The sequence below is a fragment of the Haladaptatus ordinarius genome, from assembly GCF_054177595.1.
The window spans coordinates 1-14,404 of record NZ_JBPEHH010000093.1; the positions used below are offsets into that span (position 1 = coordinate 1).

Here is a 14,404-nt window from a genome sequence, read left to right on the forward strand (position 1 = left end):
ACGAGTACCGCGCCCTCCTCGATGAAATCTTCACGAAATTGACCGACCGACTGAGTTTCGCAGGCTCGTGGATTGAGAATCATCTCAGCGGATTCATCCAGAAGTTACGTTAATCACTAACGAAGCGAGGCTGACCGGGAGCGTCAGCTATCTTCTTCATCACCGTTACTCCCGCCAAAACAATCGTAACTCGACATATTCTCTTCGTTGCGCTATCTTCTACCGAGGCTACGTCCTGACTCTGTCCCACGTCTGGTTTATTTCTACGTACCTGTTCGTGCCGTGATCGATAGACTGGACAACTAGCGACAGTGGGCGACCACCGCGAAGTGTACGCTCCCCCACTGCGTGAGTCACAAAACTGTTCTGAGTACGTTTCGAACGAAACCAGCCAGTCACGACGTATCGGGTACGGTCTCGGGCAGCGGTTCGACACGGAACACGTAGTCGTCGTAGACGCCGTCGAGGTTCGTGGGATGTTCCTCGACGACGTGCTCCCGACACAGGAGCGCCGTCGCTTCGACGGCACCGTGTCCAGTTTCTTCTTGATAACGTTCGAGGACGGCAAACGCGGCCGGTTGGTCGCAACCGCGCCGGTGACACTCTCGGGATGGGTTTTCGCCCGTTTCGTCTCGAATCTCGTCCGTCTCCTCCTCTTCGTCGAGTGACGGTTCGGGTTCGTCGGCACGTTCACGTGCCTCTTCTATCTCCCGCTCTCGCTGACGCGTCTCTTCGTCTCGGGCTTGCTTGTTCCGACCGCGTTTCGTGTCCGCCATACTACTACGTGGGGTCCGGAATGGGATAATGCTGTGCCTCTCGTCGAACTCCCGCGTCGGTCGTCAGAAATATCTCGGGACGAAAATCGTTCTTCGGGTTACTCTCTCGACCTGCTGGCGCTCTTAGATGCGCCCTTCGTTCGATGCCCACTCGACGAGTGCGGCGAGTTCGATGACGACGAACATGACTACTGCAAACTTGACTCCTTTGAGTAACGTTTGACGCATAGTTACACGTACGGTCGTGTTCCCAAAACGCTTGTCGGATTCGGTCGCTCCGTCCGGTAGTCACTGGCTCGCGCGCTCGGGTGGTTTCTGGGTGCGTCTGTCGGCTCTCCGCTGGGTGCGTCTGTCGGCTCTCCGGCGGCGGAGAGGGAGGACGGTCTTACGCCTGCCATACGAGGTCGACGCCGGTATCGGACCAGATCCAGGCGTCTTCGTTCTCCGGGTCGTACAGCTCGACGCCGCCGTCAGTCTCGCGTTCCAGGCAGTCGCCCCATTGTTCGGTGTTCTCTTGCACCATTGGGTACGACCGGACTGGAGAACCCTGTCGCAATAAGCTTTCCCCCAGTCGCGGTATTCACCACTTACTTCACACGAAACGGAATCTTACTGCCAGAAACCTCCGTGACGCTCTCCCGACGAAGACGGGAGAGTACTCTCCCGTGACGGTACTCCGCGGGTGTTACTCTGCGGATTTTTCTCGTGCAGGCGCGGGCGGGTGCAGTTCGATGCCGACGTCGTCCGGCGTGATGACGCTCGGGAGTTTGCCCTCTCGGTCACCCGTAACGTCGCCGAGAATCTCTTTCAGGTAGGCGTTGAACAACTCGGGATGTTCGCTCATCGGGAAGTGACCGATTTCGGCCATCTCGACGGAGGTCGCTCCATCACCGATGCCCTTCGCCGTCTCCCTGCCGTCCTCCGGTGTGGTAAGATAGTCGTACTCACCGTTGACGATGTACAACGGGCACTCCTCGGCGTTCACTTCGTCGAGTTTGTCGCGGTAGTCGTGGTCGACGGAGTAGTAGTACAGGTCGCCTTTGAACACGCCCGTCGCTCCTTGCTCGTAGAGGTACATCGTCTCTCGGCGGGCCTGCTCGGGGCTCTGTGGGGCCATCAATCCCCAACACGAGTAGGCGTTGACCTCGGTCGTGTTGACGTGCGGGTGGTCTAACCAGTCGATGTAGAACCCCGGACTGTACGCGCCACACTCCAACCCGATGAGCGCACGGAATCGGTCGGGATACCAGTCGGCCAGTTCGAGCGTGATGTTCCCGCCCATCGACGACCCCATGTATATCGGGTCGTCCAGTTCGAGCGCGTCGGCGATGGCGACCAGCGTCTCGGCGAACTGCTTGCCCGTCATCTTGTAATCTTCTTCCCACCACGACTGGGTGGTCGGCGGGACCGATTTGCCGTGATACGGCAGGTCGTGGGCGATGACGCGAAAGTCCTCGGTTATCTCTTCGTCGGTGAGGAGGTGTCGCCACTCCTGACAGTTGTTCCCCGCCGTGTGCTGGCAGAGAAGTGGGATGCCGTCCTCGGGGCCGTTCTCTTCGAAATAGATTCGGTGGTCTACCCCGCCGACTTCTGCGTGGACGTACTTCCCGGTGATCGGTTCGATGGTTCCTGGTTCGGCCATGTTAGCTCCCTCCGTTGTTGTGTGCGACCCGCATCAGGTCGAGTGCGCGCTGGAACGGTCGCAGGTTCTGGAAGATTTTCTTGTTGTCGCCGGTCATCATGAGGTGTCCCTCCTCGTTTCGAACCGCACTCCGGTAGTGTGAGGCGACGATTTCGTGGTTGAACGCGGGTGGCGTCTCCTGGACGAACTCCTCCCACGCCTCGCGGTCGCCCTCGACGCCGAACGCCCAGCGGTCGTTCAGCGCCGGATTCGGCGTCACCTCTCGCACCGTGCCGCCGTCCATCTCGATGAGGAATCGCTCGTCGCCGATCTCGACGTAGAAGTTGTCGTCGAACTTGTCGTGTCCCCGAACCTGCATCTCGGGGTCGCTGTTCACCGTCTCTTTGTAGTGTTCCCACCACTCGTGGCTAGCGAGGTCTGTGTCGTTCATCTCTTCCCCCCGGAATCAGGGACGACGGGGACGATGATAAAAAGTAGCATAATCTATCCGTGGGGTCCATCTCGAAACCAGCGACCGGGTAGGTCGGGCTTACTCGCGGCCGGAGAGCGACGCCCCGCAGTCCGGACACTCGTCGTCTACCATCGTCACTTGCGCGTCACACGCGGGACAGAACTCGAGATAGCAGGCCGGGTCGCCCATGCCACTAGCTACCACGACCGGCGACAAATGGCTTGTGTCTGCCGGCCGGTGGGTGTGGCGTGCGTTCACGCTCCTACACGCCCTCCGGCGCATTTCGAAATCCTTTTTTGTCCCATGCGCTTCCTACCGAGTGCGCCGCCTTAGCTCAGACTGGGAGAGCACTCGACTGAAGATCGAGCTGTCCCCGGTTCAAATCCGGGAGGCGGCATGTTTCTACGGCCAACAATTCGAGTGAGCGGAGCGAGTGAGACGTTGGCCGTGAAACTGCGACCCGAGCGGATTGGAATAGTCCTCCACCCCGAGTTCGAAACCTGACGTTCGAGAACGGTGATAGCGTTTCATTAGGAATCGGGTCGAAGGTGCGTGTATGGACGAAATGGGGGAGGTAACTTACGAGAACGTGTTGGTGCCGACCGACGGGAGCAAAGCGGCGAAACGCGCAGTCGAACAGGCGGTCGAACTCGTGAAAGAGACCGGTGGGACGGTACACGCGCTCTACGTGATGGACATGGGGGACGCGGACTTCGTCGCGACGCCGAGCGACATCAAAGAGACCCGACGGCGACTGGAGAAGAAAGGACAGACGTTCGTGGACAAGGTGAAAGAACGCGCCGAAGCGGACGGCGTCGAGTGTATCACGGTCGTGAAATCGGGCATCCCGGAAAACGAGATTATCGAGTACGTCCACGAGAACGACGTCGACCTGGTGGTGATGGGACGGCGGGGGCGGTCGGACCCGGACAAACCGCTCATCGGTTCGACGACGAAGCGCGTCCTCGGTCTGTCCGACATCCCTGTCCGTGTGGTTTGAAACCAGGGGGACTCGGGAGGTCGAGACGAGTGCCAGCGACATCGTCGAGTACTCGGCCCGTGAACCCTCACTCGATTGAATCGAGGGGAGCACTTCCGAAGGGCGTCGAGAACCGTTCACACCAGATTGCGACGCCGTCGTATCGGCCCGGCTCGAAATCCGCTGGCAATCGTTGTGTGAACGTCCCTTCTTTCGTACTCTCGCCACCCTCCGCACCGCCGTCTATCAACACCTTCCGTCCCGCTCGAATCTCGGCGTTCGTGTCGGGGTCGGTCGCCTCGGTCAGGTAGACGTAGACGTCCGGCCCCTGTGTCTGCTGGTAATTCTCGAAGCGAAGGTAGTAGCCGTCCGCATCCTTGTGCAGCGAGACGGTTCCCGACACCTGATGGCCGGCCTTCCCGGAGAACGAGCCCTGTTTGAGGGTCTGAGACGACGTGTCCGATGCCGCAGGTTCGTCGACGACCGTCGACTGTTCTGGCAGGAAGTATCCCGAGACGGCGTAGCCGACCGCCAGCACGCCGACGACCGTCAAGCCGACGACGAACAGTGAACTTCGTTTCATGGTTTATGGAGTGACGGACGTCTCCAGCCGAGATATTCGTTTTTAGCTGGATTGCAGGCGCTAAGCTCCTTTCTTCAAGGAGCGAGCAACGCGAGTGAGTAGGGAGGGGATACAGTGCCGTCATCATCTGTTCGTACACTGTTCTCTTGCAGGCCCACAGGCCCACGGACTCGGTATGTTTAAGTTGGATAATTGCATATTGTATATACAGTGAAACGGACCACAATTACAATCCGAGAGGACCAACTTAAATGGGTGCAAGAGCACCATCTAAACCTCTCGTCGTTCATCCGCGAGAAATTGGATGAGCATATCGAGGAGAAGGAGTAGCGGATGTACTACGCCTACAAGTATCGTCTCAAGCCGTCCAATAACCACCGTGAGGAGTTGGACCGCCACCGCGATATTTGTCGGCAACTGTACAACCACTGTCTCTACCGGCTTGATGAGTACCGCGAGAACAACGGAAAGTTACCATCCATGTCGTCACTTCGGTCGGAACTCCCCGACCTTAAGAACTGTCTCTTACCCATAAGTCAGTGATAGAGAGAAAATCTCCAAGTCGTCGTAGAACGACTATTCGACAATCTCAAAAGCCTCTCCAAACTCAAGGAGAACGGCTACGGTGTCGGTCAACTCAAGTGGAAGCCACCCCGGGAGTTTCGCAGTTTCACGTACAGTCAGTCTGGCTTCAAGCTCGACAAGAAGGGCGGTCAAACTGTCCTGTCACTCTCGAAACTCGCGGATATCCCGATACGACTCCATCGCGCCATCCCCGACGACGCCAAACTTAAGCAGGTCACGCTCAAGAAAGAGCCGACCGGTGAATGGTTCGCCACGTTCGGTGTCGAAGTAGACCGCGAACCTCCCGAGAAACCGGATGCACTCACCGACGTGGTGGGTATCGATGTAGGGATTCTCACGTACGCTCACGACACTGATGGAACCGCCGTTGAATCACTTGACCTCTCTGACGAACGTGACCGCTTGGAACGCGAGCAACGAAAACTCTCGCGGAAACAACACGGGTCGAACAACTACGAGAAGCAACGGCGACGAGTCGCGGAATGCCACGCCGATTTGAAACAGAAGCGTCTTGACTTCTTGCACAAGCTCTTGAACTACTACGCTCGGGAGTATGACCTCGTAGCTGTCGAAGACTTAAACGTCAAGGGTATGCTCGAATCGCCATCGAATAGTCGAAACACGGCGTTATCTGCATGGCAGACGTTTCTCTCGTTGCTCGAATATAAGTGCGAACGCGAAGGCACGCACTTTGTTGCGGTGAATCCGCGAGGGACGACCAAAGAGTGTGCGTCCTGTGGCGTCTTGACGGACAAACCATTGTGGGTCCGTGAACATTCCTGTCCCGTCTGCGGTTTCGAGGCGGATAGGGACGCGAATGCGTCGTGGAACATTCTTTCTCGCGGTATCACAAAGCGGGTAGGAGCGGGACGCTCCGAATCAACGCCTGTGGAGACTGCGCTCCCTACGGACACCGTTGTGTCTGCAAAGCGCGTCTTGGAAGCAGGAAGCCCCGTCCGCAACGCGCGAAGCGCGTAGGGCGGGGTAGTTCACAATGTGTACCAAATCAGTTCCAACTCTCCCATCGTGTCGAGGTGTATCGTGGTGGAATTTTCGTCCCGCGCCCATATTCGACCGATAGAGGGACCTACTCGGCCCGAGTCCAATCCCGTGTCCGAAGGCCGCCTGCCCGAGGGACCCCGCATCGTCACGGGCCAGAGTAGGCTTATGCTGAACGGCGTCGTCTCGACACTCGGGGACGGGAAACGTAGTGTCCGGTGATGGCGTCGGCGGGTTCGTGTGGGTTGGAACGGTTGGGTGATGGCCGAGTCGGTTTCGGTGGGTTTCGTGTCGCTTCGTCAGTGTCGGTGGCTGGCGATACGTGGTTCGTGTGTGGTCGTTCGGCGATTTGATTGCGCCGCCGCGAGCCGAAATCGTCGCCTTCACGGCGACTGTACCGACGCGACGAGGTGCCGGGACCACGACGTCCCGTTCGAATCGGCCCGGAGGGAAACATGCACGTCTGGAGTACGACGCGAAGATTCGTTCGTCGTCAGCAAAACTGGGGTATCGTCGTGGTGACCTATCTGCTCGCGCTGGTCGCGTGGGCGGCGCTCGTCGCCCGGTGGCTTCCGATGCCGGGAACACGGGATGGGATGACGGCAGCAGGAACACACGGAGAGATGTCGATGACCGACCCAGGGGTGCCCGAGGCGCTGGCGCTGTCGAACGGACTGGCGGGGTTGGCACTCTACCTCCTCGTGTGGGGGACGATGATGGTCGCGATGATGTACCCTTCGTCTGTGCCGGCGTTTCGGGCGTTCTATCGGACGCTCCACGACGAACCGACGTTGGCGAAGGTGACCGAAACCGGCGTCGTGATGATGACCTTCGCACTCGTGTGGGCGCTCACGGGCGTCGTTTCGCTCGTCGTCAATCTCGCGTTTCCGGTCGTTTCGGTCGGAAACGGCGGTAGTGTACTCCTCTTGGGCGGGACGCTGCTACTGCTGTCGGCGTATCAGCTCTCGCCGTACAAGTGTCGCTATCTCCGCCACTGCCGTACGCCGGAGCGTGCCGTCGAGGGGCACCGTCCCGGACTCGTCGGCGCGGTGCGTTCGGGGTGGCGGCTCAGCGTCGCCAGCGTCGGCTGTTGCTGGGCCTTGATGGCTCTCATGGTCGTCGTCGGGTCGATGAACGTCCTCTGGATGGCTGTCATCACCGTCGTCGTGTCTGCCGAACTGCTCGCATCGAACGGCGAACGCCTCGCCGAAGTGACCGGCGGCGTCTCCGGAGTCGCCGGGCTCGTCGTATTGACCACTGGACTCGTGTGAGGTGTGGCGTCCACCGGTGGAACTCGCACTCGCGAGAAAATACGCTGGTGGCCGTCTCTCCGAGCCGATTTTCGAATACTCGGATTATATTGAAATGGTTGCCAACCGTTAGACCGTACTTTTTTGATTATTGGTAACGAGTACCGGAGGTGGTCGCACGACCGTGTGACCGAGAGCGTATCACCACATCAAGTTCGCATTCGACCGACGAAGACGACGACGAGTGTGCCGAATCAGGCGGGAAGGACGACCAGTCGGAGCAACGGGATTCAGAAATCGACCTCGGAGCTACGATTCGGTCACTGACCGACCTCGTAAACGAACTCACGGAGACTGAGGATGCATCTCCCGACCACGGTCGCCGACGACAGACGGAGCACGGAAGCGAAACGAACGCGACGAACACGACGAACACGACGAGCGCGACGGACCGGGTAAACGGGTATCAGGTCCGCACACGCCGCTTCGAAAGCGACGTGCTCGTCGTCGCGGACCTGCCGGGTGTCGGTGTAGACGACCTGTTCGTCGGAATCAACGATGAACTGCCCACACTCATCGTCGTCGTGAACGGGAGCATCGTCGAGCACGTTTCCCTTCCCGAGAACGTGACGACAGTCACCGGGGCGAAGTTGAAAAACGGCGTTCTCTCGGTCCGCATTCGGGCGGGCGACGGCGATACGACCGCCCTCTAGCCCCTGTGAATGCCAATTTCGCCCCCTGAACGGCCGTCTGTCGTCCCTACCCTCGTGGTACCGTTTCTCTCGCAAGTCTTATCTGTCACCCGCCGTTTTGTTTAGAAGCAATGGCGAAAGGAAAAGTTGATTTCTTCAACGACACTGGCGGCTACGGTTTCATCTCGACAGAAGACGCGGACGACGACGTGTTTTTCCACATGGAAGACGTTGGCGGCGACGACCTCGAAGAAGGTCAGGAAATAGAGTTCGACATCGAAGACGCTCCCAAGGGTCCTCGAGCGACGAACGTTACGCGTCTGTAACGTAGACTGAATTACTAGCTGCCTCGGCAGCAGAGTATCGATTCAATTTCTCTTGGCGTTACCCGATGCGTAGAGGGTGCGCTATCGAACGATGGGATTTTCGGTTAGCGCTCGCTCCGCCCGCCCACACTTTTCTCCCGAACCACACCAGTTTTCACACCTCCGGACAAACTGCCGCTACGAATCATAGAACGGTTCCACACGTGACCCATGACTGACCACACAGACCCTGAGACGGCACCCTCCGGCGCAGAAATCGGTGCGGGATTGTTCGAAGAGAGCATGGGTCCGAGTTCGGCTCTCGCACACCTCTACCGTGGCGAAATCCACCGGATGAAGTTCTGGCGCGAACGACTCGACCGGACGAGCAACTGGGCGATCACCGTGATGGCGGCTATCCTCACCTGGGCGTTTTCCAGTCGGACGAACCCCCACTACATCGTCTTGCTCGCCATCGTCATGGTGAGCATCTTCCTGCTCATCGAAGCACGCCGCTTTCGTACCTACGACATGTGGCGGTCGCGGGTCCGTATGCTCCAGCAGAACGTGTTCGCGCTGGCGCTCGACGACTCGGCGGGCGTGGTAGACGAGGACTGGCGACAGAAACTGAGTCGGGATTATCGGACGCCGACGATGAAAGTGTCGCTGGAGGAGGCGCTGGCCCACCGCCTGCGTCGGGTGTACTTCTACCTCTTTCTCGTCTTGCTCGCGGCGTGGCTGTTCCACCTGACGGCGTACGCACCCGTCTCGGAGTGGCCCGAGAGCGCGGCCATCGAGTGGGTGCCAGGCAGCGTCGTCATCACAGCCGTCGTCGCCTTCTACGTCTGTCTCGTCGTCGTCGCCTACCGACCCCGAACGTGGCACATCAACGGCGAAATTCTCCCCGGCGACGTGACCGGCTGGGATTATTCGGTGGAGTGACCATTCGTCTGTCGATGGTTCTCGTCTCTTTTTGCGTTCACTCCGTCTCGCTTCTCGCCAACCGCCCGACGAGCGTCTCGATAGTTCCCGAGAGCATCCCGGTTCCGAACAGCGAGACGAGCGCGGCCCCGGCGGCGTCGAAGACGAGGTCGACGATGGTGTCCTCGAGGCCGTACTGGATGAGCACCGGTTCGATTCCCACGACGCTAGCAAAGCCGCGTGCGGCGAACTCCAACACTTCCCAGACGACGCCGAACGCGAGCGTGAAAAGGAGGACGTAGACGAACATGAACCGTGGCGGGAAGTACACCGCATCGGAGTGTTCGTCGAACGCTCGCGCAGTCGCGTATCCCACGCCCGCCACGAGCATCGCGGAGAGCGTGTGGGTGAGGTGGTCCCACCACCAGACCACGTCGTAGAGGCCGAGCATCCCGATAGCGTGGAGGAACACGGCGGCGGTAATCCACAGCGTCAACACCGGGTCGAGCGAGATGCGGTAGTCGCGTTCGAGCACACCGGGAAGCACGGTGACGCCGAGTGCGAAGATGCCGTTCACGAGTACACCGACGTTCCTGTTCACGATGCCGATGGCGACGACACCCACGATGGAAAATTGCATCCCTCGGACGAGCAGTTGCGGGTGGTCGTCTGTCGCGTTTCCCATCTCGGTTGAACATACGGTTCCAACAGAATAAACCGTCGCTCTTCTGACGGTCGTCACTCTGGCGTATGCTATCGTTACCCACGCCCCGACAAGCGTTTATATCGACATCACGTATCAGCTGATACAATGATGGCAACCACGCACGCCCTCGTCGGCGTGTTACTCGGGAGTGCGGCCCTGTTCGTCGCACCGGAGTTCGCCCCTGCCGCAGTCGCGGCGGGACTCGTCGGCGGTCTGTTTCCGGACTTCGACCTGTACTTCGGCCATCGAAAGACGCTCCACTTCCCCGTCTACTACTCGGTGGCGGCGGCGGCGGTGCTCGCGGTCGCAGTGCTCGCCCCGACCACGTGGACGGTCGCGTTCGGCGTGTTCCTCCTCGCAGCGGCGGCACACTCCGTCTCGGACGCCTTCGGCGGCGGCCTGGAGTTGAAACCGTGGCTCGGCCAGTCCGAACGAGCGGTGTACGACCACTTCCGGGGACGGTGGATTCGTCCCCGCCGGTGGGTTCGGTACGACGGTGCGCCGGAGGACTTCGCGCTGGGGCTCTTCCTCGCACTGCCGAGCCTCGCGCTCCACGACGGACCGATTCAGACCGCCGTCGGCGTCGCAGTCCTCGTTTCGGGGTTCTACGCCCTGTTCCGCAAGCGCTTCGTGGTCGTGGCGGAGTGGCTGGTCGGTCGGGTTCCAGACCCGATGTTAGCCTACGTGCCCGACCGATTCGTCAGCGATTTCGCCCAGTAGCCGGCGAACGCGCTTCGAAGGGTTTATTCGCGGCCTGACCATCAGACATCAGTAGTAACCATGTCCGACAAACCTGCCTCGATGTACCGGGCAATCAGCAAACCCGCGTACACGCGACGTGAGTACATCACGGGGATTCCCGGTTCGAAGATCGCACAGCACAAGATGGGTAGCGTCGATACCGACGAAGACGAGTATCCCGTCCAGATATCGCTCGTCCTCGAAGAGGAGTGCCAGATTCGCCACGGTGCGCTGGAAGCCTCCCGTCTCTCGGCCAACCGGTACCTGCTCAAGCAGCTCGGGCAGGAAAACTACAAGATGATTCTGCGCAAGTTCCCCCACCACGTCCTGCGCGAGAACAAGCAGGCGACGGGTGCGGGTGCAGACCGTGTGTCCGACGGGATGCGACAGGCGTTCGGGAAGCCGGTCGGTACCGCAGCGCGCATCCAGTCCGGCGAGCGTCTGTTCACCGCGTGGTGTGACGTCGACGACGCTCCGGTCGTGAAAGACGCCCTCCGTCGGGCGTACAACAAGATCTCCCCGCCGTGCCGAATCGTCGTCGAGCGCGGTGAGCAAAAGCTGGTCGCGTAAACCGACTCATTTCTTCGATTCGTCACGGTCTGTAGCCTGCGGTTCGTCACCTTCGTACCATTCACGTTTCGGTGAAAATCCGTCTTCGGACACGGAGTGCCCGCTCGTCCAGCGGCGTGGGTCGCGCTGGCGACCCGAGCGTTTTTGTTTTCCCACGCGAATCCTCGGTCGATGCTGAATCTCGCGGTCGCGTACCGAGAGGAGACGTTCGAGCGCATGCGAGACCCCCTCGCCGAGCGAGGTATCCGTATCCGCCACGTCCCGAGCGAGGCCCGAACCTTCGACCTCTCCGACCCACCGTGGCATTCCGACGAGTTCGACGTGGGGTTCGTCTACCCCTCCCGAGCGATGGAGGGTGGCGTCGTGGACGCGCTGTTGTCCGTGCCGTGGGTAAACGACCGCGAGGCGGTGCTCACGTCACGGAACAAGGGCGGTGTCCTCGCCCGCCTCGGACGCGCAGGGCTTCCGGTGCCCAAGACCGTCGTCGTCTCGAATCCGGTCGAGGAACGCGACCTCCGCGAGGTGTTCGCGCAGTTCGACTCGCCGGTCGTCGTCAAACCCAACTCGACCACGCGCGGGACGGGCATCGCCAAAGTCGGTGACCTCGATTCCTTTCTCGGGGTCGTGGACTACCTGAACCTCGTCCACGACTATCGCGCTACGGGGGACAAATCGTTCATCGTACAGGAGTTTCTCGGCGGTGCGACGGACTACCGGGCAATGGTCGTCGATGGCGAGTACGTCGGTGCGGTCGAGCGTCGACTGCCGGAGGACGCGCTCGCAGCGGGGCGCTGGAAGCACAACGTCCACCGGGGTGCGGAGGCGACCGGGTGTACCCTCCCCGACGAACACCGGGAACTTGCAGAACGGACGGCCGAGGTGCTCGACGTGCCGTTTTGCGGCGTCGATTTGCTCGACACTGGCGACCGAATCGTGGTGAACGAAACGAATGCGCGGCCGACTATCGACGCGAAAACGAAGTACGAAGACGGGTTTTACGACCGACTCGCTGAACTCGTCCAGGTGACACACGAGAAACGTCGTCGCTGAGCGGTGGTCTCGCTCGGGTCGCCGTTATTCGACGCTGATGTTCGCGGATTCGTCCGTCTTCTCCAGCGTGACTTCGAGCACGCCGTTGTTGTAGGTCGCCTTCGCGGAGCGTTCGTCCACCCGTGACGGAAGCGAGATGCGCTCGTCGTACTCGCGGTGGTCGCTGACGGCGCTGATGGTCATCATCTCGCCGTCGCATTTGAGGTTGATGTCGTTCTTCTCGACGCCGGGGAGGTCGGCGATGACGCGAACCGTCTCGTCGTCCTCGTGGACATCGACGTGCGTGTCAGAACCGAAGCCCGGTGTTCCAGTGTCGACCCGCATGTCGACGTCGCCACCCATCATATCGTTCATCATGCGCTCAATTTCGCGGAAGAGGTCATCGAAGGGGTCGTCGCGGTCGTCTCGTCGCATACCTGAGAGTAGGCCCTTCCCGGGCAAAAGGTTTTGGACACCTGCTGGAGGCAGTGTTCAGATAAGGCTGAAGGATGAGGCGGTTTTGATTCGTGGTGCTCTATGCCTGAATCCGACTGCCTCGCGGAATGTAATGGCTGGATGGAATCAGAGTTTGTGGAGCGAGAAGTGACAACGGAACCGCTAATGCGGCTCAGTATCTACCTGCATGCGGTGAGATTATCCCTTTCAGGTACTGTCGCTGTCTTCGAATGATTCGGTGTCGAACGGTGTCGATCAACTGTCCATAATTGGGTGCAGAAAGCCGAGCTGTAGCCGACTGACGGAAATGCCCCGAATCACGTCCCTGTCGACGAAACTGTGATTCAACTCAACAACCAGCGCTACTGGCTGTACGTCGCCGTCGATCCCGAAACCAACGAATTCCTGCACATCAAAACCAACGAATTCCTGCACATCAGACTCTATCCCACGCGAACCACCGTTGCGACGAAACAGTTTCTCACGGAATTACAAGAGAAACACCGCGTCGCGACGCGGTGTTTGTTGTCGATGGCACACCGTGGCTACAAGCCACACTTTTCGAGGAAAACCTCCGATTTCGGCATGTCACACACGGAAATCGCAATAGCGTCGAACGTATCTTCAAAGAGGTAAAACGCTGTACGAACCAGTTCGCCAATCATTTTCGCCACGCAACGCACCGCTCCGCCGAAAACTGGCTCCAAACATTTGCTTTCGCATGGAATCAGCTAATCTGAACGATGCCCCTGCTGGATGCACCGATTCTCTGTTGACGAAAAGTATGGGATATCGACAAGTAGAATCTTCGACTACTCTGGCCGCTATCGATTCGTCGAAAGCACTCTACGAACGTCTCTGACGGGTAGTAACCAAAAAATGCTCCGTGACTCGTTTACGCTACGTGTTTAGAGGACGAAGTTGTCTTCGACTTCGTTTTCCTGCTCGTTGTCGTCCGCGCTCTGGCTCTGGAAGTTTGCGTTCGACGCGCTCGCGACACCGACCTGTGCGTTGGCATTCAGCTGCTCGCTTTCTTGCTCGGCTTCAGCCTCGCCCCCGAGCGCTATCGCACCGAACTGCTGCTGGTTGTTCCAGTTAGACTGACCAACGTACTGCTCTTGGTCCACAGAAGCGTCGGCGTACTGCTCGCTGTCCTGTTCTTGGTCGATCTCGTTCTCTTGATCCTGTGCTACCACTGCGCCGCTAAAACCAGCTGCGATGACCGTCGAGGCGAGGGCCACCGCAATCAATACGCGAAGTGCCTTTTTCATGGTTGTATCTCCGGGCGGGAGAGTCGAACATCGAACGGACTCCGACGTCGGACGTACAGCAACGTGTCTGTCCATCCCACCCGGTCAGCACTGTCGAGTGGGGTGTAAATGAACGGCAGGTATCGTTGAAGTCCGTTCACTCGTTTCGTGAACGGTGCATTCCAGACTACTCGCATCTGTCAGTCGGTAACCGGAGCGTGGACGGAGACTAACCTCCCCGTGAACTCGGTTATTTGCGCGGGAATGGCTGGACCGTATTGCTTCCGTTCGCTTCCTTTTCGACCGGTCATCGCGAATCGAAACGGTTGGTAACGAATATATCTTTGTTACATCCGTCTTTAGCTAAGACGAGAACCGCGTGACAGTGACGGCTTATCGAGGCTACTTTTCGAGAGGAATGAGGAGGAGAAGTCAGTGCACGACTCTCGCTCCTCATCAAGAATCATGC

17 protein-coding genes, 1 tRNA gene and 2 pseudogenes are annotated in these 14,404 nt (G+C 59.3%); 11 read left to right on the plus strand and 9 right to left on the minus strand.

Annotated features, from left to right (window positions below; all coding sequences use genetic code 11):
- Positions 1 to 395: 395 nt before the first annotated feature.
- The 4 genes from ACR3FF_RS21625 to ACR3FF_RS21640 form a co-directional block, all read right to left on the minus strand.
- Complete coding sequence (locus ACR3FF_RS21625; protein ID WP_458190211.1) at positions 396 to 776, minus strand: hypothetical protein; 381 nt, start codon at positions 774 to 776, stop codon at positions 396 to 398.
- A 385-nt stretch (positions 777 to 1,161) separates the two neighbouring features.
- Positions 1,162 to 1,299 carry a DUF7331 family protein gene (locus tag ACR3FF_RS21630; protein WP_458190212.1) on the minus strand — a complete coding sequence of 46 codons (138 nt, stop codon included), beginning with the start codon at positions 1,297 to 1,299 and terminating at the stop codon, positions 1,162 to 1,164.
- 162 nt (positions 1,300 to 1,461) lie between these two features.
- Positions 1,462 to 2,418: an alpha/beta fold hydrolase gene (locus ACR3FF_RS21635; RefSeq protein ID WP_458190213.1), complete on the minus strand. Its 957-nt coding sequence runs from the start codon at positions 2,416 to 2,418 to the stop codon at positions 1,462 to 1,464.
- A gap of 1 nt (position 2,419) precedes the next feature.
- Positions 2,420 to 2,848, minus strand: coding sequence for a hypothetical protein (locus tag ACR3FF_RS21640; RefSeq protein WP_458190214.1), 429 nt, complete (start codon positions 2,846 to 2,848; stop codon positions 2,420 to 2,422).
- Positions 2,849 to 3,192: 344 nt separating this feature from the next.
- Here ACR3FF_RS21640 and ACR3FF_RS21645 point away from each other — a divergent pair.
- Both ACR3FF_RS21645 and ACR3FF_RS21650 read left to right on the plus strand, forming a co-directional pair.
- Positions 3,193 to 3,266, plus strand: a tRNA-Phe gene (locus ACR3FF_RS21645).
- 159 nt (positions 3,267 to 3,425) lie between these two features.
- Complete coding sequence (locus tag ACR3FF_RS21650; protein ID WP_458190215.1) at positions 3,426 to 3,869, plus strand: universal stress protein; 444 nt, start codon at positions 3,426 to 3,428, stop codon at positions 3,867 to 3,869.
- 67 nt (positions 3,870 to 3,936) lie between these two features.
- Here the strand turns inward: ACR3FF_RS21650 and ACR3FF_RS21655 are convergent, their stop codons facing one another.
- Positions 3,937 to 4,431 (minus strand): DM13 domain-containing protein, encoded by a 495-nt coding sequence (locus tag ACR3FF_RS21655; protein WP_458190217.1) that lies wholly within the window; start codon positions 4,429 to 4,431, stop codon positions 3,937 to 3,939.
- A 333-nt stretch (positions 4,432 to 4,764) separates the two neighbouring features.
- Here ACR3FF_RS21655 and ACR3FF_RS21660 point away from each other — a divergent pair.
- The 5 genes and pseudogenes from ACR3FF_RS21660 to ACR3FF_RS21680 all read left to right on the plus strand — a co-directional run bounded on the left by ACR3FF_RS21660 (position 4,765) and on the right by ACR3FF_RS21680 (position 9,204).
- A pseudogene (locus ACR3FF_RS21660) lies at positions 4,765 to 5,994 on the plus strand (RNA-guided endonuclease InsQ/TnpB family protein).
- Between the two features lie 476 nt (positions 5,995 to 6,470).
- On the plus strand, positions 6,471 to 7,286 hold the full coding sequence (locus tag ACR3FF_RS21665; protein ID WP_458190229.1) for a DUF2182 domain-containing protein: 816 nt from the start codon (positions 6,471 to 6,473) through the stop codon (positions 7,284 to 7,286).
- Between the two features lie 149 nt (positions 7,287 to 7,435).
- Positions 7,436 to 7,978: a gas vesicle protein GvpH gene (gvpH, locus tag ACR3FF_RS21670; RefSeq protein ID WP_458190218.1), complete on the plus strand. Its 543-nt coding sequence runs from the start codon at positions 7,436 to 7,438 to the stop codon at positions 7,976 to 7,978.
- Positions 7,979 to 8,088: 110 nt separating this feature from the next.
- On the plus strand, positions 8,089 to 8,283 hold the full coding sequence (locus tag ACR3FF_RS21675) for a cold-shock protein (RefSeq protein WP_458190220.1): 195 nt from the start codon (positions 8,089 to 8,091) through the stop codon (positions 8,281 to 8,283).
- Positions 8,284 to 8,493: 210 nt separating this feature from the next.
- The gene (locus ACR3FF_RS21680; RefSeq protein WP_458190221.1) at positions 8,494 to 9,204 is read left to right on the plus strand and encodes a DUF2270 domain-containing protein; all 711 of its coding nucleotides are present in this window, start codon (positions 8,494 to 8,496) and stop codon (positions 9,202 to 9,204) included.
- Between the two features lie 37 nt (positions 9,205 to 9,241).
- Here the strand turns inward: ACR3FF_RS21680 and ACR3FF_RS21685 are convergent, their stop codons facing one another.
- Positions 9,242 to 9,868, minus strand: coding sequence for a DUF2238 domain-containing protein (locus ACR3FF_RS21685; protein WP_458190222.1), 627 nt, complete (start codon positions 9,866 to 9,868; stop codon positions 9,242 to 9,244).
- Positions 9,869 to 9,994: 126 nt separating this feature from the next.
- On the opposite strand from ACR3FF_RS21685, the gene ACR3FF_RS21690 reads away from it, so the two are divergent.
- Together ACR3FF_RS21690 and ACR3FF_RS21695 are read left to right on the plus strand one after the other, a co-directional pair.
- Complete coding sequence (locus ACR3FF_RS21690; protein WP_458190223.1) at positions 9,995 to 10,609, plus strand: metal-dependent hydrolase; 615 nt, start codon at positions 9,995 to 9,997, stop codon at positions 10,607 to 10,609.
- 60 nt (positions 10,610 to 10,669) lie between these two features.
- Positions 10,670 to 11,200, plus strand: a complete 531-nt coding sequence (locus ACR3FF_RS21695; protein ID WP_458190224.1) for a 50S ribosomal protein L16 — start codon at positions 10,670 to 10,672, stop codon at positions 11,198 to 11,200.
- A gap of 6 nt (positions 11,201 to 11,206) precedes the next feature.
- On the opposite strand, the gene ACR3FF_RS21700 is transcribed toward ACR3FF_RS21695, so the two are convergent.
- Complete coding sequence (locus ACR3FF_RS21700; protein WP_458190225.1) at positions 11,207 to 11,356, minus strand: hypothetical protein; 150 nt, start codon at positions 11,354 to 11,356, stop codon at positions 11,207 to 11,209.
- A 15-nt stretch (positions 11,357 to 11,371) separates the two neighbouring features.
- Here ACR3FF_RS21700 and ACR3FF_RS21705 point away from each other — a divergent pair, with 15 nt between their 5' ends.
- Positions 11,372 to 12,250, plus strand: coding sequence for an ATP-grasp domain-containing protein (locus ACR3FF_RS21705; RefSeq protein ID WP_458190226.1), 879 nt, complete (start codon positions 11,372 to 11,374; stop codon positions 12,248 to 12,250).
- Between the two features lie 24 nt (positions 12,251 to 12,274).
- On the opposite strand, the gene ACR3FF_RS21710 is transcribed toward ACR3FF_RS21705, so the two are convergent.
- Positions 12,275 to 12,664, minus strand: a complete 390-nt coding sequence (locus ACR3FF_RS21710) for an Hsp20/alpha crystallin family protein (RefSeq protein WP_458190227.1) — start codon at positions 12,662 to 12,664, stop codon at positions 12,275 to 12,277.
- A gap of 102 nt (positions 12,665 to 12,766) precedes the next feature.
- On the opposite strand from ACR3FF_RS21710, the pseudogene ACR3FF_RS21715 reads away from it, so the two are divergent.
- A pseudogene (locus tag ACR3FF_RS21715) lies at positions 12,767 to 13,425 on the plus strand (IS6 family transposase).
- 168 nt (positions 13,426 to 13,593) lie between these two features.
- Here the strand turns inward: ACR3FF_RS21715 and ACR3FF_RS21720 are convergent.
- Entirely contained in the window at positions 13,594 to 13,956 is a 363-nt protein-coding gene (locus ACR3FF_RS21720; protein WP_458190228.1) for a hypothetical protein, read from the minus strand.
- Positions 13,957 to 14,404 lie beyond the last annotated feature (448 nt).